General features: G+C 54.7%; 20 protein-coding genes and 1 pseudogene. 15 read left to right on the forward strand and 6 right to left on the reverse strand.

Translation table 11 applies throughout. The features are described 5' to 3' along the window. The first annotated feature begins 576 nt into the window (after positions 1–576). The 4 genes and pseudogenes from ACR0JW_RS22400 to ACR0JW_RS22415 all read left to right on the forward strand — a co-directional run. Positions 577–2001, forward strand: coding sequence for a site-specific DNA-methyltransferase (locus ACR0JW_RS22400; protein ID WP_170614897.1), 1425 nt, complete (start codon positions 577–579; stop codon positions 1999–2001). Beyond that, on the forward strand, positions 2001–2423 hold the full coding sequence (locus ACR0JW_RS22405; RefSeq protein WP_170614896.1) for a DUF5681 domain-containing protein: 423 nt from the start codon (positions 2001–2003) through the stop codon (positions 2421–2423). Before ACR0JW_RS22400 ends, ACR0JW_RS22405 begins: the two co-directional genes overlap by 1 nt. Then, the gene (gene terL / locus ACR0JW_RS22410) at positions 2401–3840 is read left to right on the forward strand and encodes a phage terminase large subunit (protein ID WP_170614895.1); all 1440 of its coding nucleotides are present in this window, start codon (positions 2401–2403) and stop codon (positions 3838–3840) included. The genes ACR0JW_RS22405 and terL overlap by 23 nt, the downstream gene beginning before the upstream one ends. Before the next feature lie 282 nt (positions 3841–4122). After that, positions 4123–4509, forward strand: a pseudogene (locus tag ACR0JW_RS22415) (IS110 family transposase); the annotation flags it as partial. A gap of 89 nt (positions 4510–4598) precedes the next feature. Here ACR0JW_RS22415 and ACR0JW_RS22420 read toward each other — a convergent pair. From ACR0JW_RS22420 to ACR0JW_RS22445, 6 genes are all read right to left on the reverse strand, one after another. Further along, a complete protein-coding gene (locus tag ACR0JW_RS22420; RefSeq protein WP_170614894.1) occupies positions 4599–5408 on the reverse strand; it encodes an NAD-dependent epimerase/dehydratase family protein in 810 nt (269 codons plus the stop codon). Next, complete coding sequence (locus ACR0JW_RS22425) at positions 5396–6298, reverse strand: hypothetical protein (protein WP_170614893.1); 903 nt, start codon at positions 6296–6298, stop codon at positions 5396–5398. The genes ACR0JW_RS22420 and ACR0JW_RS22425 overlap by 13 nt, the downstream gene beginning before the upstream one ends. Before the next feature lie 53 nt (positions 6299–6351). Then, complete coding sequence (locus ACR0JW_RS22430) at positions 6352–7347, reverse strand: substrate-binding domain-containing protein (RefSeq protein ID WP_010437236.1); 996 nt, start codon at positions 7345–7347, stop codon at positions 6352–6354. Positions 7348–7403: 56 nt separating this feature from the next. Continuing rightward, complete coding sequence (locus ACR0JW_RS22435) at positions 7404–8390, reverse strand: ABC transporter permease (RefSeq protein WP_216604511.1); 987 nt, start codon at positions 8388–8390, stop codon at positions 7404–7406. Between the two features lie 2 nt (positions 8391–8392). Beyond that, a complete protein-coding gene (locus ACR0JW_RS22440; RefSeq protein WP_253740669.1) occupies positions 8393–9946 on the reverse strand; it encodes a sugar ABC transporter ATP-binding protein in 1554 nt (517 codons plus the stop codon). A gap of 147 nt (positions 9947–10093) precedes the next feature. Continuing rightward, positions 10094–10765 (reverse strand): GntR family transcriptional regulator, encoded by a 672-nt coding sequence (locus ACR0JW_RS22445; protein WP_170614890.1) that lies wholly within the window; start codon positions 10763–10765, stop codon positions 10094–10096. Between the two features lie 107 nt (positions 10766–10872). Here ACR0JW_RS22445 and ACR0JW_RS22450 point away from each other — a divergent pair, with 107 nt between their 5' ends. From ACR0JW_RS22450 to ACR0JW_RS22500, 11 genes are all read left to right on the forward strand, one after another. Next, complete coding sequence (locus tag ACR0JW_RS22450; RefSeq protein ID WP_170614889.1) at positions 10873–11742, forward strand: SMP-30/gluconolactonase/LRE family protein; 870 nt, start codon at positions 10873–10875, stop codon at positions 11740–11742. 41 nt (positions 11743–11783) lie between these two features. Next, a complete protein-coding gene (locus tag ACR0JW_RS22455; protein ID WP_480714485.1) occupies positions 11784–12803 on the forward strand; it encodes a sugar ABC transporter substrate-binding protein in 1020 nt (339 codons plus the stop codon). A gap of 84 nt (positions 12804–12887) precedes the next feature. Continuing rightward, complete coding sequence (locus ACR0JW_RS22460; RefSeq protein ID WP_170614887.1) at positions 12888–14411, forward strand: sugar ABC transporter ATP-binding protein; 1524 nt, start codon at positions 12888–12890, stop codon at positions 14409–14411. Continuing rightward, positions 14408–15409: an ABC transporter permease gene (locus tag ACR0JW_RS22465; RefSeq protein ID WP_170614886.1), complete on the forward strand. Its 1002-nt coding sequence runs from the start codon at positions 14408–14410 to the stop codon at positions 15407–15409. The genes ACR0JW_RS22460 and ACR0JW_RS22465 overlap by 4 nt, the downstream gene beginning before the upstream one ends. 1 nt (position 15410) lies before the next feature. Continuing rightward, positions 15411–16199 carry an SDR family NAD(P)-dependent oxidoreductase gene (locus ACR0JW_RS22470; RefSeq protein ID WP_170614885.1) on the forward strand — a complete coding sequence of 263 codons (789 nt, stop codon included), beginning with the start codon at positions 15411–15413 and terminating at the stop codon, positions 16197–16199. Between the two features lie 22 nt (positions 16200–16221). Next, positions 16222–16716: a lactoylglutathione lyase family protein gene (locus tag ACR0JW_RS22475; protein ID WP_108861949.1), complete on the forward strand. Its 495-nt coding sequence runs from the start codon at positions 16222–16224 to the stop codon at positions 16714–16716. Beyond that, positions 16709–17740 (forward strand): C-terminal binding protein, encoded by a 1032-nt coding sequence (locus ACR0JW_RS22480; protein ID WP_170614884.1) that lies wholly within the window; start codon positions 16709–16711, stop codon positions 17738–17740. The genes ACR0JW_RS22475 and ACR0JW_RS22480 overlap by 8 nt, the downstream gene beginning before the upstream one ends. Positions 17741–17752: 12 nt before the next feature. Then, on the forward strand, positions 17753–18442 hold the full coding sequence (locus ACR0JW_RS22485; protein WP_108861947.1) for an RraA family protein: 690 nt from the start codon (positions 17753–17755) through the stop codon (positions 18440–18442). Next, positions 18423–19343, forward strand: coding sequence for a 2-dehydro-3-deoxygalactonokinase (locus ACR0JW_RS22490; protein WP_170614883.1), 921 nt, complete (start codon positions 18423–18425; stop codon positions 19341–19343). The genes ACR0JW_RS22485 and ACR0JW_RS22490 overlap by 20 nt, the downstream gene beginning before the upstream one ends. Further along, positions 19340–19966 carry a 2-dehydro-3-deoxy-6-phosphogalactonate aldolase gene (locus ACR0JW_RS22495; protein ID WP_170614882.1) on the forward strand — a complete coding sequence of 209 codons (627 nt, stop codon included), beginning with the start codon at positions 19340–19342 and terminating at the stop codon, positions 19964–19966. Before ACR0JW_RS22490 ends, ACR0JW_RS22495 begins: the two co-directional genes overlap by 4 nt. Next, complete coding sequence (locus ACR0JW_RS22500) at positions 19963–20664, forward strand: SDR family NAD(P)-dependent oxidoreductase (protein ID WP_170614881.1); 702 nt, start codon at positions 19963–19965, stop codon at positions 20662–20664. Before ACR0JW_RS22495 ends, ACR0JW_RS22500 begins: the two co-directional genes overlap by 4 nt. Positions 20665–20666: the final 2 nt, after the last annotated feature.

A 20666-nucleotide genomic window follows, 5' to 3' on the forward strand; every position in this document is an offset into this window, starting at 1 on the left:
TATGACCTGTGGCATGGGCCTTCAACGACCTCAGAGGGCCCACCCTCAACACCCGAAACACCCGAAACCACTGGGGCATAAACGGGGGCATTTCTCGGAGGGTTTAGCCCCAAGTGCCTAGTCTCGTTCCATGTTCCGATGAACTGGCTGTGCTCGCAGTCTCCAGCTATCCAGTCTCGCGATTTCCCTGAGAACAGGGAAATTAACAGGGAAATTTCGAAAGCACATTCCTATGTCGGGGCGGGGGTATTCTCTTGTACCAGAGCTCTGTGTTCCGAATTGCGGCCTCACCGCTTAATCGGCCGAATTCCTGTCTACTAGAACGCTCAAGGCACCGCTTTAGTCAACTCGAAAGAGAACGAAACTTAAGGACCTTCGCTGCGTTTGTCAATCAAATCATAGGCTTATATTGACTTGGGCGGCGACTCATTATATTAACGCAGCGTGGCGAGATGCCCGGCCGAGGATTCCGGTGTCTCGTTAAAATTGTGATGGACGACCTTTTTGGTATTCCCGTCTCGGCCTGGTCGACGCCCCATCGCGACTTTCCTGAAACTGGATTTCAAGGAGGGCGTGATGACGACCTATCCAAAGCCGGCGAGTCCGGAACATTCAATCGCTAAGAAAAACGATCTGCTGCCCGAGTTGAGTATTGAAACCGTTGCGATCAACGATTTGCAGCAGGCAAAACGCAACGTTCGAAAACAGAGTAATCGGCAGATAGCCAAGTGCCGAGCGTCGATCAAGCGATATGGCTTGAATCGACCGATTTTGATTACAGCGGACAACGAAATCATCGACGGTCACGCGATCGTCGAAGCGGCCCGTCAACTGGGGCTGACGGACCTCCCGTGTATTCGAGTGGCGGATCTCACCGACTTAGAAGTTCGAGGCCTGAGAATTGCCCTGAACCAGATACAAACAACCGGCGAGTTTGACCTGCCCAAGCTGACTCTCGAACTGGCCTGCCAGCTCGAGTTCAACACGGATCTGACGGACCTTGGATTTGAACCGCCAGAACTTGATGGGCTGTTTGAGACGCTGCCTGAAGAGGGGAGCGATCCAGACCTCGCTGATCAGATCGCTTCCTCGATTCATTCTGCGTCCTCTGTCACTCAGGTCAATGATGTATGGCGGGCCGGAACGCACCTCATTGCGTGCGCCGATATGCGAAACACTGAACTTTTGTCGGAGCTGCTTGATGGAAAGGTGACCGACATCGTCTTTGCGGACCCTCCTTACAACACGAAGGTCAACGGTCACATCCGCGTCGGCAACTCAGGATTTGATGAATTTGCCGAAGCGTCAGGAGAGATGTCGATCGAAGAATTCATCCTGTTTCTGATTGCCTTTCTGAAGAGCGTGTTGTCCAGGCTGAAACCCGGTGGCTTGATATACTGTTGCATGGACTGGCGGCACGAGTGGGAACTCCACCAGGCGATCCAGGCGACGGGTCTCGAGCTGCTGAACAAATGCATTTGGGTGAAGCCAAATGGCGGGATGGGTTCGTTCTATCGCTCACGTTACGAAACGGTGTTTGTACTGAAGCAGCCTGGCGCTCCGCACACCAACAACGTTCAATTAGGTTCAAACGGTCGATATCGAACAAATGTCTGGGAATATGCTGGCGCCACAGGCGGTGGGGCGGATGAAGCAGACGACTTCACGTTGCATCCCACCGTCAAACCGGTTCGCCTCGTACAGGATGCCATCCTCGACGCGTCGGCCGTTGGGCAAATTGTTCTGGATCCATTTTTGGGGAGCGGGACAACGCTTCTGGCCGCAGAACGAACCAAACGTGTCTGTATTGGGTTGGAGATCTCGGCTGCTTACGTGGACGTAGCGATCCGCCGTTGGCAAGGGCTGACCGGCAACCAGGCAACTCTTCTAAAAACCGGCCAAACCTTTGCTGAGAGGGCCGCAGAACTTGCGGCCGAGACCGATAAGAGCGCCGAACCAATACCTCTGGAAAACGATACTGGAACGGAGGAACAGTTCTGATGACCAACGACAAGAACCGTTCCAACATTGGGTATGGCAACCCTCCAGATGCCCATAAGTTCAAGCCCGGTCAGAGTGGCAATCCTGGCGGGCGACCAAAGGGCTCAAAATCATGGAAAACCGTCATTGAGGCTGAGCTCAGCACGGAGATTGGCCTGAAGGAACAGGGCGTCGAATTGAAAGTTACCAAAATGGAGGCTTTCGCTAAACGCCTCGTGTCGGACGCCCTGGCAGGAAATCCCAAGGCTTTGGGCGAATTGCTCCGGCAGCTCAATAAGTACTTTGGCGATGTGACACCAGTCGAAGCAAAGGATTTGCCCGCCAGTGAAGCAGATGTGCGTCTGCTTCTCAAATACGCTGAGAAAGCAATAAAGACCAAGGTTCAAAACGGAGAGTCCGATGACCAATCCAACAAATTCTGAAGTCTACGCTCTTCTACGGTTAAGTTTTGTGGCCTTCGTAGAGAAGGTTTTTAGGACCTTGCTTAACGGACGGGAGATGCAAGACAACTGGCACATCCAAGCGATTTGTCATGCGCTCGGGCAAGTCCAAAAGGGAACCGAAAAACGTGTTATGATCAACATTCCTCCGCGGAGTCTGAAGTCGATCATCGTTTCCGTGGCATGGCCCGCCTTCTTGCTTGGGCACAATCCAGGACTGCAAATCTTTGTTGTTTCGCACAATCTCGATCTGGCGATCGGTCTTTCCAACAAATTCCGACAGATCGTGAATGCCGACTGGTACAAGGCCGCGTTCCCGACAATGTCTGGGGCACCACAAAAAGACAACGAGCGGATCTTCTTGACTGACGCTGGAGGCTTCAGAGAAGCCATTTCAGTCAACGGGGCTGTTATTGGGAAAGGAGCAGATATTTGCATTATGGACGACTTACTGGACGCATCGGAGGTTGCGACCGAAAACGGCTGTGCAAAGGTCAATAATTGGATCGATACTTCACTGTCCACGCGACTGAATGATCCGGCAAGCAGCGCAATGGTTCTTGTGATGCAGCGGCTGGCTATAAATGATCCGGCCGCACACCTACAAACCCAGGAAGATTGGAACTGTGTCACCCTGCCGGCAATCGCCGAGGAGGACCAAATTGTTCCCATCAGCGATGTCGAAGAATATCACTTCAACAAGGGCGAGCTTCTGGATGCGGCGCGGTTGCCAATGGATACCCTTGACGTTCAGAGGGCTAAGCTGGGTACGGCAAATTTCCTTGCTCAGTATCAACAACGCCCTGTTCCCCCGGGTGGCGGCGAGATCGATATAAGCCTCTTCCAGCGCTACAAAACCCTGCCAAAACTATATGATGTTCGGTTCCTGAGTGTTGACGCAGCTTCAAGCTGCCGGTCAGGGTCATACAGTGTCATTCAGGTCTGGCAAATGACGAACGGAAACGTCTATCTGGCGGACAATCAACGTGGATATTGGACCTTTCCGCAATTGACGAAACGTGTGGTTGATACTCAGACCCTTTGGAAAGCTAACTTCGTAGCGATAGAGCGTGCCAGCTCTGGTCTGGCCCTTATTGATGTCCTTTGGGAGCATTACCCTGACAATATTCGGCGTACTTTAGTGCAGGGGCTCAAACATAAAGGTTTGTCGAAGGAAGACCGGGCTGGCAAAGCCATGGTCCTCGTGGAACAAGGCTTGGTTCACATACCCCTTGAAACGCTCTGGCTAAATGATCTTTTAGCCGAGTTTAGCGCATTTCCTGCAGGGTCAAAAGATGATCAGGTGGACGCTTTCTCACACGCCATTGAATTTTTTCGCAAGCTGCTCGTGAGCCGCTTCAACCCGGAATACAGGGGGCGAGGGCGTGTTTTGAAATAGTGGTGATCTGTTCTTCTCGTGTGAAAACGAGCCTGGATACATGCTAGGCGTCAGAGGTCACGTTGACCGCTGAACGACAAAGGCAGCGTTTCTGAAAAGCGAAGGAGGGTGCAAATGGAAATCTCGTCGGAAGATCGCGAAAGGTTGCAGGCTCTGGCTGCATTTCTTCCAGTTGTTGAAGCTGAAAATTTTACCGCCGGAGAAATGGTGGTCCCTGCAGACACGCCCGACGGTGTCTCGCGATTTCCATACGCCGTACCCGAAGCAGAAGGAGAAGCAGTCATGAGCACACCTAAAGCCGAAGACCTTTCTGACCTGTCGGTGATTGGCGTCGACATCGGCAAGGACGTCTTTCATTTGGTTGGGTTCGATGCGGAGGGCACTCTGGTCCTGCGACGAAGGATCAAGCGTCTGGCGCTGAACGCCACCTTTGAAGCCTTGCCGAGATGCGTGATCGGGATGGAGGCGTGTCTCAGCGCGCATTTTGTCAGCCGAACGTTGCGAGGTTTGGGATTTGAACCGCGGATCATCCCGGCGATCTACGTGAGACCGTTCATCAAGGGGCAGAAGAATGACTACAACGACGTCGAAGCGATTGCCGAGGCCACGCTGCGACCGAACCTGAAGACGGTGACGGAGAAGAGCCAGGATCTCCGTCGACTGCAAAGCGGACAAAGCTGACCTTTTCAGCGCTTACTTCGATGCGAGGTTTCGGAAAATGATTGCGCAACGCAACAACAATGCCCGGACCTTGTACTTTACCAATCTGGAAAACGTGTCGTGACGTAGCTGGGGAGCCAGACTGAAAACAGCCGTTTCAGAGTGGATCTTAGTACAATGCCCACTGTTATTTTCGCGGGGCTTCCATCCATTGGAGAGTAGCCAATCGCTTGCCGTGTTTCGGTGATATTCCAGCGCATCCCCGGGTTATCTGACATTAGGTTCAGGACTGCGAAGGAAATATCCTTGGCATCTATTGCGGCGCGCATTCCGTTTAGAAAGTCCCGATCACTCAACCACATTTCCTGGCCCCACCGGCCCATCGCCATATGTGTGCCGGGTTGGTTGTCGTGAGTCCATTGTGTCCAGCCGATGCGCAAGCAGATGATCGACAGTCCGTGATGCTCAGCAAAGTAGGCCCCTGTCCGTTCACAGAACAGCTTTGACATGCCGTAGGCGTTTACTGGTCCTGGTGGTGTCGTGCTTTTAAGCACATCATGCGTGAACCTTTTGTCGCCGTGGACCCAGTTGGAACTGGCAAGTACTACTCGTCTGACGCCCATGGCCGCCGCATGGTGATAGAGGGAAAGCGTTGCATCCATATTGTGTTTGATCGCGGAGGCCCAAGTGGCGGAGGGCTCTCGGTCTCCGGCAAGATGCACGATAACGTCGACTCCCTTTAGCAAACTGACCCAACTGCTGTCTTCGGACAGGTCTGCTGTGTGAATGTCGGGATGATCAACGGGACGGATGTCGATGCCAGAGACGGTGTAATCGGTGTCGCTTTCTAGCGCGTTGAAGAGTTTGCGTCCGAGATGCCCGCCTGCGCCTGTAATCAAGACATGCATGACAGGAACTCCTTGTTGTTTGTGAGCCCCAATGGCATTTGGGTTGCATCTTCATCCGTCAAGACGCGGAACGTCTGCCGAAAACTCAGCGTTTCATTCGGTGCGAGCTTGCGTGCCGGGGAGTGCCACTCCGCTTCGCAATAGGCGTAGTCGGCTGAATTAAAGACCTCAAACGGATAGTCGTGTGCAAATTGATCGCCCTTTTGAGGTTCTGGTACCGAGCACATTAGCAACGGGGCATCAGCGCCGCACCGTATCAATGTACGACCGTTGGGGTTCGGTAGCCCGACCTTGAATTCCTGCTGTCTGTTGCAATCCAAGACAATGCCATTGCCGTGCGTAGTTATCATCCCTTCGGCAGAGCCAAAAATAGGATAAAATGCAGGGTCTTCCAATTCGACACCGACCTTGGTGGGGGTGTTAAGCATCATGACTGACCAAATGCCGGTCAGGCGCGAGGAGGTCCCATGGTTGACCACGATGTGTTCTATTTCCCAGCTTTCCGCGGAGGTCAGCGTGATGCGGCGCGACACTGACAATTGCGAGGTCGGGCATAATGCGCTGGTCATTTCGATACGAGTGCTGCTTCTTGAAGTGATCTGGTAAGAGCCGCTGTCCAACACGGGAAACGGAGCGCCGTTTACCCATGATGCATCCGGGGCGATCCAAGTCTTCTCGCCGCCCCAGAGCGGAAAACCAAATTGTGGAGAGCGTGTGGGCAGATCAGTAAGCTGGGTACTATCGACATCCAAACCGTTGAGATCCGCGTTTTGAAATAGGAGGGAGCGCCCTTGGAAGTTTACATCCCATAGGCGGCCCCCGATGCCGGGCAGGAGTGTCAGTTGCAGATCATTTTGCTGCAGGTGAAGAACGCTCCATCTGTCCGACATGTAACCCCCTCCTATCGGTTTCCCGGCGCGGTAGAATGCACCGGGACAATCGCTTAGGTGTGCTTGAACTGGACGACGTTCTCGGCAGTAATCGGCATAACCCCGGTTTCAACGCGCTCGGGTAGAGGATTGATGCCAGCCGCCTTCCAATCGGGCAAGACCTTCAGCGCGTCAGTGTTCTGCCAATGCATCATGTGGAAGGCGAGAAAGATCTCAAGATAGGATTTCTGAGCCACTGCGCCGTGAATTGTGCCGTCTTCGATATAGGGAAGCATATCATCATTTCGGTCCATCGCGACGATCTTGATGTCCTTTCGTCCCGCCTCATTGACTGCAATTGCCGCGCCTTTGCCGCTGTCGCCGTCCGTGCCGCCAATGCCAACAATATCAGGGTTCGCCTGAATTGCCTGAAGGTAGGCTGTCGGCGCATAGGACGGGTCGGCCTTGTCGTTGACGACGTCGACGACCTCGATATCTGGGTATTTCTCGGCAAAGATTTGTTTGTACCCTTCGACACGCTCCAATGTGGAAGGGGCAGGGAAAGTGCCGAGGATAACTTTGCCTTTACCGCCAATCGCTTGCGCCAGCATTTCGCCGCCGACTCGACCTGCCTGAACGCCGTTAATACCAAGGAATGTGGACCGGGGACTGTCGGGAATATCGCCAATACAACATGTGACTGGAATGCCAGCCTCCACCGCACGTTCAACGCCGGGTGCCAGAGTGGCTGGATCACCCGGGAAGATAAGGATGCCTGCGGGACGTCTTGCGATCAGTTCATCCAATTGGCGTGCTTGTGCGGCCGTGTCGAAATCCAACGGGCCCGTGAATGTGGCCTTGATGCCCATCAGTTCCTCAAGGTCTTCCATCGCATTTCGATAGTCCACCCAGAAAGGCACCTGCGTGACGATGGACAGGAACACATACTCCTTGCCGGCCGCTTGTGCCATGGCTTCTTTGGACAGCATGGGCAGTCCGAACGCTGCGGCCAATCCAGCGGTGGTGCCCGCTGTCAGCAGCCTGCGCCGATTCACATTCAATTCAGTCATCGTAGTCTCCCTGTTTTGGATCTTTGGTTGTTGTTGAGATTTGGAAAGCTTCGGGCTCAGCCCCGTTTGCTTCGGATCAGCATGTCCAAGGCGACCGCTGTAACGAGTACACCGCCGATGACGATCATCTGCCAGTAGATCGATACGGCCAGCATCGTCATGGTGTTGTTGATCAACGCGACGAAAACGACGCCGAGGAAAGCACCAAGAATAGTACCTTCCCCGCCGCGTAGGGATGCGCCACCGATGACAGCCGCAGCCAGAACCTGAAGTTCGATACCGTTGCCTGCCGTGGGCGTACCGCTCATCAGGCGGGACGCCAGCAATACACCCGCCAAAGCAGCCAGAATACCGGTCAGTGCGTACAGGATGATACGCACGCGTGTTACATGTATGCCTGACAACATCGCGGCCTTTTCATTGGCGCCGATGAAATAGACCTGACGGAAAAAGCGTGTATGGCGGACGGCTAGGTCAAACAGGACGACCAGCAGAATGGTGAACAAGACGATTACCGGAAAACCGCCTACGTCGGCCTTCCCGATCCAGGCAAATGATGCCGGCAGGCTTGAAACAGAAAAACCTTCGGTCAAGACAAGAGCGATGCCTCGCGCGATCGACATCGTGCCGAGGGTCGCGATAAGCGGATTGATCCCGAGTCCGGTCACCAGTAAACCGTTCACTACGCCGACAATTCCACCCAGCACTAATCCGCATACCACCGCAAGCGGAATTGGCATGCCAGTCAAAAGTAGCATGGCCACGACGGTAGAAGACAAAGCCATAACCGATCCAACGGAAAGATCGAACCCGCCGGATGCAAGTAGTATCGCCATACCGATCACGATGATCGCGGTGGGGGCCATGCCCACGGCCACGGCTCGAAAGTTCGAGAAGCTGAGGAAATAGGGATTAACGTTGGACATCACGATGATGATGGCGGCGATCAGAACGATCAGCGTCAGTTCACGAATATCGACAAAAGCTTGTAAAACACGGCGCAGCAGCGGACGCTTCATGGGCAAGTTGGCTTGAGCGGTCATGGTCACGTCGCGACTCCTGATTGATTGGTTTGGGGTGCGTCCACAATTGGAACGGAATTTCCGGCGGCCATTTGAAGAAGCGTGGTTTCGGTTGCCTCAGCGGCTGCGATGTCTCCCATGAGGCGACCGTCGTGGACGACAAGGATGCGGGTTGAGAGAGAGACAAGTTCGGGAAAATCGGATGACACGACGAGGATGGCCATTCCCTCGGCTGCTCGACGCAAAAGCTCCGTGTGGATTTGGAATTTGGCTCCGACGTCGACCCCTTTTGTGGGCTCCTCGATGATCAGAAGAGCTGGCGCGCGTTTGAGCCACTTGGCCAACATGATCTTTTGCTGATTGCCCCCTGACAGATCACCAACAAGTTCGTTAATCCCGCTGGTTTTGACACTGAAGGCGTCAATGGCTGCTTGGCTGGCTGCTTTGATCGAGCCCGAACGCATGAGCCCAGCAGACGAATGATCGGAAAGACTGGCCGCGATCAGGTTGTCGCTGAGTGATTGTTCCAGAAAGAGGCCTTCAGTCTTGCGTTCCTCGGGAACAAATCCGACCCCAGCACGCATCGCCTGCCGCAAGGACGCAAAGTTAACAGACTTGCCGTGAAGTCTGATCTCCCCGGTCTCGCCATGCATCAGCCCGACAATCGATCGAACGATCTCGCTGCGGCGAGCGCCCATCAACCCTGCCATCCCTACAATCTCTCCGGCTTTAATGGAGAAAGAAATATCTTCGAATTCACCTGGATGGGTTAGGTCTTGGACATGCAAAACCTCTTCGCCGTTAACCTTACCTGACCGCGTGACATCACCGGGGTGAGCGCCACCGATCATCTCGGCAACGACTTGTTCCTGAGAAGTTTCCGAAACCGGTAAAGTGCTGATGTGGTGCCCATCTCGCAAAACGGTAATGCGATCCGAGATCTGGAAAATCTCAGCCATATGGTGGCTGACATAGACGATGCCAATCCCTTTTTTTGTCAGGGACTTTAGGACATCGAATAGTGCGTCTACTTCGTCGGGTGCCAATGCCGACGTCGGTTCATCCAGCAAAAGGACGCGGGAATTCAACGACAACGCCTTGGCGATTTCAACAATCTGGCGGGAGCTGATCGGCAAGTTTTCCACGGGTGTTGAAACGTCGATATTCAGACCGAATTCCGCCAGCAACGCCTCCGCTCGACGGCGCAGTTCAGGCCAGTCAACTACACCAAACCGGGTGGGTACGCGGCCCGCGTAGATGTTTTCCGCAACAGAGAGCGCGCCAGCGAGGCTGAGCTCTTGGAAAACACAGCCGATGCCCAGGGATTGCGCATGCGACGGGCTTTCGACCCGCTGCTCCCTACCGTCGCACAGGATGCGCCCAGCAGAAGGTTGGTGAAGCCCATAAAACAGGCCGAGACAGGTGGATTTGCCAGCGCCGTTTTCCCCACAAAGCGCGTGAACTTCGCCGGGTCTCAATTCAAAGTCGACGCCATCCAAAACAATGTTCGTGCCGAAGCTTTTGCCAACCCGATCCAGCTGGATCAGTGGCTGTAGCCCCGGTGATTCAGGTTTCATTGCTGGCGTCATTCAAGCTTCCTCCCGCCTTTTGATTGGCATCTGATATCTCAGATGTCAACTGAAAAAGAAAAGACCGGGAGGTGCCCAAGAGAAAGGGGCGGCGCCGTTTTGGCCCGCCCCCGTCACAACAAAACTACGTTTTTGCTAGGATGCGGTCGCTCCTTCGAGGACGATGGCGGCGCTTTTGTAGGCTTGTCTGGTGCGGTCAATATGCGCAGTGAGAAGAGATTTGATTTTGGCCATGTCGCCTTCGCGAACGGCAATAGCGATTTTCGAATGCTCATCGAAGGAAAGCTCAGTATGCAGTGGCAGCTTCGCCAAATGGGTCCGCAATGCGGCAATCTTACCGATGTAGCGTGTATAGCTGGCCGTCAGATAATCGTTACCGGCATGTTCAAAAATCAACTGATGAAATGTGGTATCCAGTGAAAGGTAGCCCTTTTCATTGCCTCGCCCGCGTTCTTTCTCCATGTCCTTCACGACACGCTGCATGTCGTCGGCAAGACCTTCCGGGCTCCGCAACAACGCAAGTTCAAAGGCGGCAGTTTCGATAGCCTGTCTGAAATCGCAGATCTGAGTCACTTCCGGCTCAGACAGCGAAAAAACGCGTGCGCCTTTTTGAGGCTCGATACTGACCAACCCTTCGTCACGTAATTGAGCGAGTGCTTCGCGGACTGGCGATTTCGATACGCCCAGCTCTTCGGAGATTTTTCGCTCCGACAAAACCTGACCCATTTTCAGGGAGCCATCGATAATACTATTCCGCAAATGTTCCAGTGCGAGTTCACGCAAAGACTTGGGTCTCTCAAGCGCCATCTGAGGATATCTCCAAAAAAAGGTGTTGCCAGATGCAAGATATCTGATACACCAGATTAGGCAAGCTGGTATATCAGATATCAGAATGTACTTGGGAGATCAAAAAAGTGCGCGCAGAGTTGGTCGTCGATTGTAAGAACCAGCACGGGGAAGGGATTTTCTGGAATCCCGCCGATGACCTTATCTGGTGGACCGATATCGAGGGCTGCGCGCTTTGGTCATTTGATCCTGCAACGTCAGAATCCGCATCTCATGAGATGCCAGAGCGTGTGTGTTGCTTTGCACCGCGTGCGTCTGGCGGACTGATCGTTGCTTATGCGGACCGAGTTGTCTTGCTGGATTCGCCCCAGGGCGAGGAAACCCTCGTGACGCGATTCGAGCCGAACAATCCGGAGACACGGCTGAACGATGGGCGAACCGATCGCCAGGGGCGATTGATTGTTGGAGGCATGAACGAAGTTTCTGGCAAGGCCGATTCGTCGGTCATCTGCGTCGATAAGGATTTGAGTGTACAGACGATCATCGAAGGAGTGTCTTGCGCCAATTCGACTTGCTTTACGTCCGACGGTACCACGATGTTCTTTGCTGATACCCCCGCTCGGGAAGTCGTCGCATTTGATTACGACACCCGCAGTGGAACCGTTTCGAACCGTCGGCAGCATGCTTCTTTCTATGATGAGCCTGGCTTGCCTGATGGGTCCTGTGTCGATGTCGAAGGGGGCGTTTGGAACGCCGAATGGGAAGGCCATCGCGTTGTTCGCGTCGCACCTGACGGCACGATAGACCGCGTGATCGAGGTGCCGGTCTGGAAGCCCACCTGTTGCGCTTTCGGTGGCCCTGATCTCGACGCGCTGTTCATCACGACCTCAAGGCTGATGAGTGACGAAGCAGCTTTAACAAAAGAACCGGAATCCGGCGGCCTCTTTGCTGTGAAACCCGGCGTTCGTGGCGTGATCGACGCGCCATTCAAAGGATAACCAACGAAATTCTGGAGGAGAAAACTATGTTGAAAACGCTAATGAGCACTACGCTTACCGCGGGGTTCGCCACGTTGGCAACGGTCGCTCTGGCCGAAAACTATCCAGCGCCGGTTCCGCTTGAGGACGGGGCACAAGCGCCAATCGACGCGATAGAACCCAAAAACGAAACGTTCCGGATCGCGTATATGCCGCCGGCTACGGAGTTCAACTACTACATTGCCATTGGTGAAGGTATCAAAGCGGTTGCCGCTGAGGCCGGGGTGGAAGTCTTCATGCTTGCTCCCCAGTCCGGTGCGGACATCAACGGCCAAATGGGAATGATCCAGGATGTGCTGACGCAGGATGTGGATGCAATCATCTTTGGTACCCACGATGAATTTGCTGCCGCACCACTGCTGAAGCAAGCCGTCGACAAGGGCATGGCAGTTTTGATGATCAACTCGGACATCCCGAACTTCCCGACACCAATTCATGGCGTTGTCGGGTACTCCCAGCGCAACGGCACACATGCTATCGCTGATTGGGCCATTGAAACTTATGGCGATCAACCGTTGAAGGTCGGCATTATCGAAGGGCAGCCTGGCTATCACTCGACCGAACGTGTGGGCGGCTTCCTCGACGGTATCGAGGGCAACGAAAACTTCGACGTTGTGGTGTCTATTGACGGTAAATGGAACGTTGAGGGCGGCAACACTGCTGGTATGGACATCCTACAGTCGAACCCCGATCTCGACATGATCTTCGCGGCGAACGACTACATGATCATTGGGGCATCCTTTGCTGCGAAAGCACTCGGCCGCAATGATATCGTTCTTTTGGGTAATGATGGAGACACGTCTGGCCTTGAAGAGATTGCGGCTGGCAACATCACGGCAACCGTCAACACCTCACCGTTCTTAATGGGTAAAGCGGCTATGCACGCAACCATTGATGCGCTCAACGGGTCCTATCCCGGCGGCTGGATCGAAACGCCCACATCAATTGAAGACAAAGACGGTGCGATCAGCGTGCTGCAAGAGCCAGAAAAGCTCTTCCCGCAGCCGTCCAAAGAGTACTGAACTTTCTCCCCGCTTCCCGGTGGCGCGTCCGCGTGCTGCCGGGTCGCAATTCAACCGAGTTCCCCTTTTGTCGAGGCAATCGCAATGACACCCGCAACGCCACTTTGGGAATTTGTCGATATCACCAAGGCCTATCCTGGTGTATTGGCGAATGACAAAGTCTGCATCCGGCTTATGCCCGGTTCCATTCATGGGCTGCTGGGTGAAAACGGCTGTGGCAAATCGACCATGATCAAGACACTTTCCGGCGTGCAGCAACCCGATAGCGGTCAAATCCTGCACAATGGCAAGCCGGTCACGATCAGCGATCCGCAGGCGGCACGTGAGCTGGGCGTCGCAACAGTTTTTCAGGAATTCTCGATCGTGCCCACCTTGTCGGTTGGCGAAAACATCTTCCTTGGCAATATGCCTCGGTCTCGTTTTGGTGTGATCGACTGGGCCAAGGTTCACAACGAAGCCGCGCGCGTTTTAGCTGAAATGAATGTCGATGTTTCTCCCGAAACCATAACCGGATCGCTATCGGTCGGCGAGCAACAACTGGTCGAGATCGCGAAAGCGGTCGCTATGGACGCCCGCATGATCATCTTGGATGAGCCGACGGCGGCATTGGGTGAAGATGAAATCGAGCGCTTGCACCAGCTATTGCGCAATATGCGTGAGCGCGGCACCGCTATTCTCTATGTGTCGCACAGGCTAGATGAGGTTGAACGGATCGTTGATGAAGTTACGATCCTGCGCAACGGTTGTGTTGTGCGTGCAAGTGGCGAGACCAAGATCAACGTCTCTGAGATTGTCAGCGCAATGGTCGGTGAGGACATTGGTGAGCATTATCCTAAGGAGCAGAACGCGACCAAGGATATTGTGCTAGAGGCGGCGGGTCTGGCCACCAATTCGGGTGTGAAAGATGTATCGTTTTCGTTGCACCGGGGTGAAGTTCTGGGCTTGGGCGGCGTATTGGGCAGTGGCCGCACAGAAATCGCTCGCGCTCTGTTCGGGACAGACGAGCTGACGGGCGGACAGATAACACTTAACGGCAAGCCGGTTCGCTTCCGCCGCGAAATCGATGCGATCCGTGCTGGATTGGCCCTTGTTCCTGAGAACCGTAAGTTTGACGGGTTGTTCTTCAATTTCCGCGCAAGCGGGAACGTAACCGCAGCCTCCCTCGGCGGGCTTAGTCGGTTCGGCGTGTTGAATCTCAAGGCGGAAGAGCAAGCCACCCATGACCTGATCCGCGATTTGGAAATCTCGACCCAGGCCGAGGAAAAGACGGTCAACTTCTTGTCTGGTGGTAATCAGCAGAAGATCGTGATTGCACGCTGGCTGTTTTCAGCCTCGGACATCCTGATCCTTGATGAGCCAACGCAGGGGATCGATATCGGCGCTAAGATCGCTGTTTACAAGCTGATTAACAGGCTCACGCGGGAGGGGAAATCGATCATTCTGATCAGTTCAGACCACGATGAGTTGCTTGCCATGAGCGATCGGATTGCCGTCGTGCAGCACGGAACGATAATGCGCACGGTCGATGCATCCGACCTTACGCATGACGACCTTGTGCGCGCGTCCGCCGACACTCCTCAATCCAAGCCTAAGGAGGCTTTCGCATGAAGCGGATCTTTGACACCCAGTTGATCGGACCATTTGCAGCAATGGTGATCGTCGCACTGATCGTGGCACTTACGACCGAACGCTTCCTGAACCCGGGTAACCTTTCAAACCTGTCCCTACAGGTGAGCATCGTGGCCTTGATCGCAATCGGGTCTACTATCGTGATCTTCGCTGCGGGCATCGATCTGAGTTCCGGGTCTATGGTGGCTTTGCTGACCATGATCCTTGCGCAAATGTTGAAATTTGTTGGCATTCCACTGGTTCTGGCATTGCCACTCATTCTCCTCATGGGCGGATTGCTTGGTCTATTCATTGGGCTGATAACAGCCTATGGGCGTATCCCATCTTTCATCACAACATTGGCGGCGTTGATTGCCTTCAGGGGCCTTGCCCTGACCTTCAACAATGGGTCTCCGATCTTCTCGCTGGATCCGGCGCTGGAGCCAATCTTTTACGGCAAGCTGTTCGGCGTTCCGATGCCTTTCTTCTACCTCGTGTTCTTCTACGTCCTTGCCGCGTTCACTATGAACTTCACGAAACTCGGCCGCGAGATCTATGCCGTGGGTGGTAACCCATCCGCTGCCGTTCTGACGGGTATCAACGTACGTAAAGTTCAGACGACGACATTTGTCATCGCGGGTTTTATGACTGCGGTTGGTGCGATCCTGATGTCAGCGCGCCTCAACTCTGGTTCGCCCAACTATGGCCAGACGCTGGAACTGCAGGCCATTGCCGCTGCTGTTGTTGGCGGAGCCAGCCTTGCAGGCGGCCGCGGCAACATCCTCGCCACGCTGATGGGGGCGATGACAATCGTTATCGTCCAGAATGGTTTGAACCTAAACGCTGCGCCATCTTCGGTTCAGAACATCGTGTTGGGCCTGATCATTCTGTTGGCCGTTGGCATAGACATGTGGCGCGCGGAAATTTCGGGCTTGATGGGTCGAATGTTCGGCCGCCCTTCATCACAGCAGTCATCTAACGTTAAGAAGGAGGCCTGAGATGGATCTGGGGCTCAAAAATAAGCTGGTCCTGGTGACTGGCTCAGGTTCCGGCATCGGCAAAGCCACTGCCCGGGTCTATCTGGAAGAAGGCGCGCGGGTCATCGTGCATGGCCTGACCGAGGCGGAGGTGTCCGACTGCGTCGATGACCTGTCATCTCTGGGTGACGTTGAAGGCATTGCGGCCGATCTAACCAAGACGTCTGATGCGGAAACTCTGGCGGAGTTTGCGCGAGCGCGCGGGGCGGTGGATGTTCTTGTTAACAATGTCGGCATCTTCTCGGTTAAGCCGTTCGAGGATCTCACGGATGACGACTGGATGCACTATTTCAACATCAATGTCCTGTCCGCCGTTCGGATGAGCCGAATTTTCCTGCCTGACATGCTTGGCCGCGATAAGGGATCTATCATCAACATGGCCAGCGAAGCGGCAGTGAAGCCACTACCTCAGATGGTGCATTATTCTGTCACTAAAACTGCCATGTTAGGTCTGACACGTGGCATGGCAGAATTGACAAAGGGGACAAAAGTCCGGGTTAACTCGATCCTGCCTGGTCCAACCTGGACCGAAGGTGTCGAAGCCTATTTTGACGGCCTCGCCGATCAAAAGGGTGAGCCGCTCGACACGATCGTGGGCAATTACTTCAAATCAGATGAACCCACATCGCTCATACAGCGCTTTGTCCAACCAGACGAAGTCGCCCGCATGATCGTCACGATCTCTGCAAGTACAGCCTCCAATGGTTCTGCGCATCGGATCGAAGGCGGCATAGTTCGTAACATTCTTTAACTTCTAACTGGAGGAGCCCTACATGGCCGCTCTCACTTTCTCTCACATTGGCATCACAGTTCCCGACCTCGAAAAAGCCGTGGAGTTCTATTCCAAGGCATTCGGCCTGTACGTGCTGATGGAACCAACTGAAATCCTGCATGACGAAAGCGCCATCGGTCAGATGTGCGACGATGTATTTGGGGAAGGCTGGGGAAGCTTCCGCATCGCACATTTGTCGATGGGCGACGGTGTTGGCATCGAATTGTTTGAGTTCCCGAAGACCGTCGAAGAAGAACGCCCGTTTGAATATTGGCGGCGTGGCTTGTTTCATTTCTGCGTACAGGACGAGGATCTGGAAGGCCGCATCAAGGTTATCGAAGACCTGGGCGGGCGCCAGCGCATGAGCCAAGTGCGCAAGTATTACCCAGGTGAAAAGCCTTATCGCATGGTCTATATGGAAGACCCGTTTGGCAACATCTTCGAGCTCTATAGCCACTCGTACGAATTGACCTATTCGGCGGGTGCCTATGACTGATCGCGCCGACTTTTCCCCCAGAACGGACAAACCTAAGGTCGTGATAACCGATTACGACTTTGGTGATGTTGCCGTTGAGACGGAAATTCTGGAAGCCGCCGGAGCCGAGGTGATTGCGCTTCAGGCCAAACGCCAGGAAGACCTGTTTGATGTCGCGCCGCATTGCTCAGCGATGATGAATCAATATGCCCGGATCGGGAAGGAAACGATTGCGCGGATGCGAAACTGCGAGGTCATCGCGCGTTATGGCGTGGGCGTAGATATCGTGGATGTCGGCACGGCAACGGAAAAAGGCATCCTCGTTACCAACGTGCAAAACTATTGCACGGAGGAAGTCGCCGATCACGCGATTGCTCTTTGGCTGACCCTGGCGCGCAAGTTGCCCGACTATGATCGGGCCACTCATGCAGGGGTCTGGAAGTGGCAAAGCGGGCAGCCGGTCTACCGGTTGCGCGGGCGGACGATGGGTGTCGTCTCGCTGGGAAAAATAGGGCAAGCCATCGTAACGCGGGCGCAATCTTTCGGAGTTACGGTCATCGCCTACGATCCGTATTTGCCAAGAGAAGTCGCGGCAAAGATTGGGGTCGAGCTGGTGAGCAAGCCTGAATTGCTGGCAAGGTCCGACTATATCCTGATGCAGGCGCCGATGACGCCGAACACGCACCACTTTTTGTCGGATGCCGAATTCTCGGTCATGAAACCCGGTGCGATACTCGTGAACACTGGACGCGGACCAACGGTCGACAACAAAGCCCTGTTCCGGGCGCTGACCGAAGGCCATCTGGCTGCTGCAGGGCTCGACGACCCCGAAGAAGAGCCGGCCAAGCGCGCCAACTGGACACCTGATGACAACCCGCTGTTCACACTGCCCAACGTCCTCGTAACGCCGCATGCCGCCTACTATTCCGAGGAATCCATACACGCAGCGCGGGTTACCGCGGCCACGCAAGTGGCCAAGGTTCTGACAGGACAAAACCCCGACTACACAGTCAATGCCGAGGCATTGGCCGTATCTACCGCATAACAGGAGACAAGAATGCCAGACGTCAGCACAGACCTTAGGGTTTTCAATGATTTTGAAAGAAACCCGGAACTTCTCAAAAAATTCGACAAGGTGTTGGAGGCGTATTCTGCTGCTGCCATTTTTGCGGATGTGCAGTACCGAACAGGCGTGATGGACAGCGCCATCAAGCCCGCTTTCCGCGCCAAGGTGACAGGCCAGGCCGTGACGGTTCAGCTTTCAAAAGGCGATCTGGTCGACCCATTGCGAGCGCTTGAAATGGGACAACCCGGGGACGTGATCGTTGTGGACGCGGGTGGTGATCGTCAAACGTCAGTCTGCGGCGGTTTAATGGGTGGTCTGGCCAAGAATCGTGGCATTCGTGGTATGATCGTAGATGGCACCGGCCGTGACACAGATGAGTTGGAAGACATCAACTGGCCAATATGGACGCGCGCGATCACGCCGCGCGGAACGCACACGATGTTCTCGGAACGTAAAGAAGAACTTTCGATCAATGTGCCAATCGCCTGTGGGGGCGTCGTCGTAAACCCCGGTGATTTCATTGTAGCTGATCTTATGGGCGTCGTCGTGGTTCCACAGGAAATTGCCGAGGAAACCGTGCGCCTTGCTCAAGAGCAAGCTGACCGTGAGGAGGAAACCCGTAAATGGGTGGCCCAAGGCAAAACCGTTGAGGATCTGCTGAATGAATTCGGTCGCATCTGAGCCAGCGCTGATCGGCGTAGATTGGGGCACTTCATCGTTCCGTGCATTTCTAATTGGCGCGGAGGGCGAGGTGATCGAAGGGGTCTCGTCGCCTGAAGGTATCATGCAGGTTGCGGGGCAAACCTTTGACGCGGTCCTTGATCGTCTCATCGGCCCTTGGGTCGCAAAAGCTAACCTGCCGATCCTGGCATCTGGCATGATCACCAGCCGCAATGGCTGGGTAGAAACGCAATATGCCGAAATGCCTCTGGGTGCTGGCGGTCTTGCGCGAGCGTTGGTCCCGCACGAAGCGGCCAACGGAGCGCGTATTCATTTTGTGACAGGTGCTTCAACGGAACATGCCGGTGGACCTGACGTAATGCGCGGCGAGGAGACCCAGATCATCGGGGCATCTTCACTAGGCTTGAGCGAAGGTGTGTTCGTGATGCCGGGAACGCACAGCAAATGGGTTCAGGTTGCGGATGGGAAGATCGTGGATTTCTCGACCTACATGACCGGCGAGATTTTTTCGGCGCTGAAAGAACACACAATCCTTGGCACCTTGATGAAGGAGGACGTCTTCAGCGAAGACGCATTCGTGATGGGCGTCGAAGCGGGCCTCAGTGGTGAGTCGAACCTGCTGCACAGCCTGTTTCATGTTCGGACGCTTCCTCTCATGGGAAAAATCTCAAAGGTAGCTACGGCCGACTACTTGTCGGGCTTGTTGATCGGGACGGAGGTTGCTGCCGCGATCGGCGAATTAGAAGACGTTGGTTCGATCACAGTTGTTGGACGTAGCGATTTGTCCGACCGATACGAAATAGCGCTTCGAACTGCTGGTTTCGACAGCCGTCGCGCGCCTGATGATATCGTTGCGAAAGGGCATTTTCTGATTGCTCGCGCTGCGGGGTTGGTCGGATGATTGACCTCACTGCAGCTCTGGCTGAGAACCCGCTGATTGCGATTTTGCGGGGGCTGGCACCAGAAAATGCGCGCCCGGTATCTGATGTACTCTTCGATACCGGGTTTCGGATAATCGAAGTGCCGCTCAACTCACCGGACCCGCTGGAATCGATTACACAGATTGTTGCGAAACATGGTGCTCAAGCCATCGTTGGCGCTGGTACAGTGTTATCTGCGGATCAGGTCGCGGCGGTTGCAGATGCAGGCGGGCGGATCATTGTGTCGCCCAATATGAACCGAGATGTCGGGCGCGCGGCTGTCGCCCGTGATCTGTATTGGTGTCCAGGTGTCATGACCCCCTCCGAGGCCTTTATGGCATTGGATATCGGGGCATCGGTCCTTAAATTCTTTCCGGCGGAAATGGTGCCACCAGCTGCTATTGCGGCCATGCGCGCCGTATTGCCTGCAGACGCAGTGATCGCTGCTGTAGGGGGCATAACGCCAGACACGGTGGCGTCGTATCATGCCGCAGGTGCGGATGGATATGGGCTGGGCTCTGCACTTTTCAAACCGAGCTATACATTGGATGATATCGGCAAGCGCGCGCGCGCCTTCACCAGTGTATTGGAGGAACTTGGATGAAACAGGCCCTTGTAACGGGCGGTACGCGAGGGATCGGTGCGGGTGTTGCGCGGTCGTTGGCGGATGCAGGTTGGTCCGTCATTGCTGCATCCGCCTCCCAATCCGAATTGGATGCATTCGAGCCTCGAGACGGGATAAAGGTGCAGATCTTGGATGTCACCGACCAAGCTTCAATCAATGATGTATTCAGTGGACTCACGGGTCTGAATGCTTTGGTGAACTGCGCAGGTATTCTTCAGCGTGGCGAAGAATACGACATCGACGTATTCGCCAAGGTGCTCGATGTGAACCTGACCGGCACCATGCGCTGCTGTCTCGCCGCGCATCCTTTCTTAGCGGAAACAGGTGGGGCTATCGTCAATACGGCCTCTATGCTCAGCACTTTTGGTGGACCGTTGGTGCCGGCCTATTCCGCTTCCAAGGGCGGCGTGGCACAATTGACGAAGGCACTGGCAGGCCGCTGGGCCGAAGACGGTATCCGGGTCAATGCCATCGCGCCGGGCTGGATCGAGACAGAGATGACCCAGGGCCTTCGGGAAGACCCTGAACGAACAGCGGGGATCATGGCGCGTACGCCCATGAAACGCTGGGGGAAACCCGAAGAAGTCGGTACGCTTGTGCAATGGCTTTTGAGTGAAAACGCCAGCTTTGTGACCGGGTCGGTCTATCCGGTCGATGGCGGCTATCTCGCTATGTGAGG

It is taken from the genome of Ruegeria sp. BG6 (assembly GCF_056538465.1).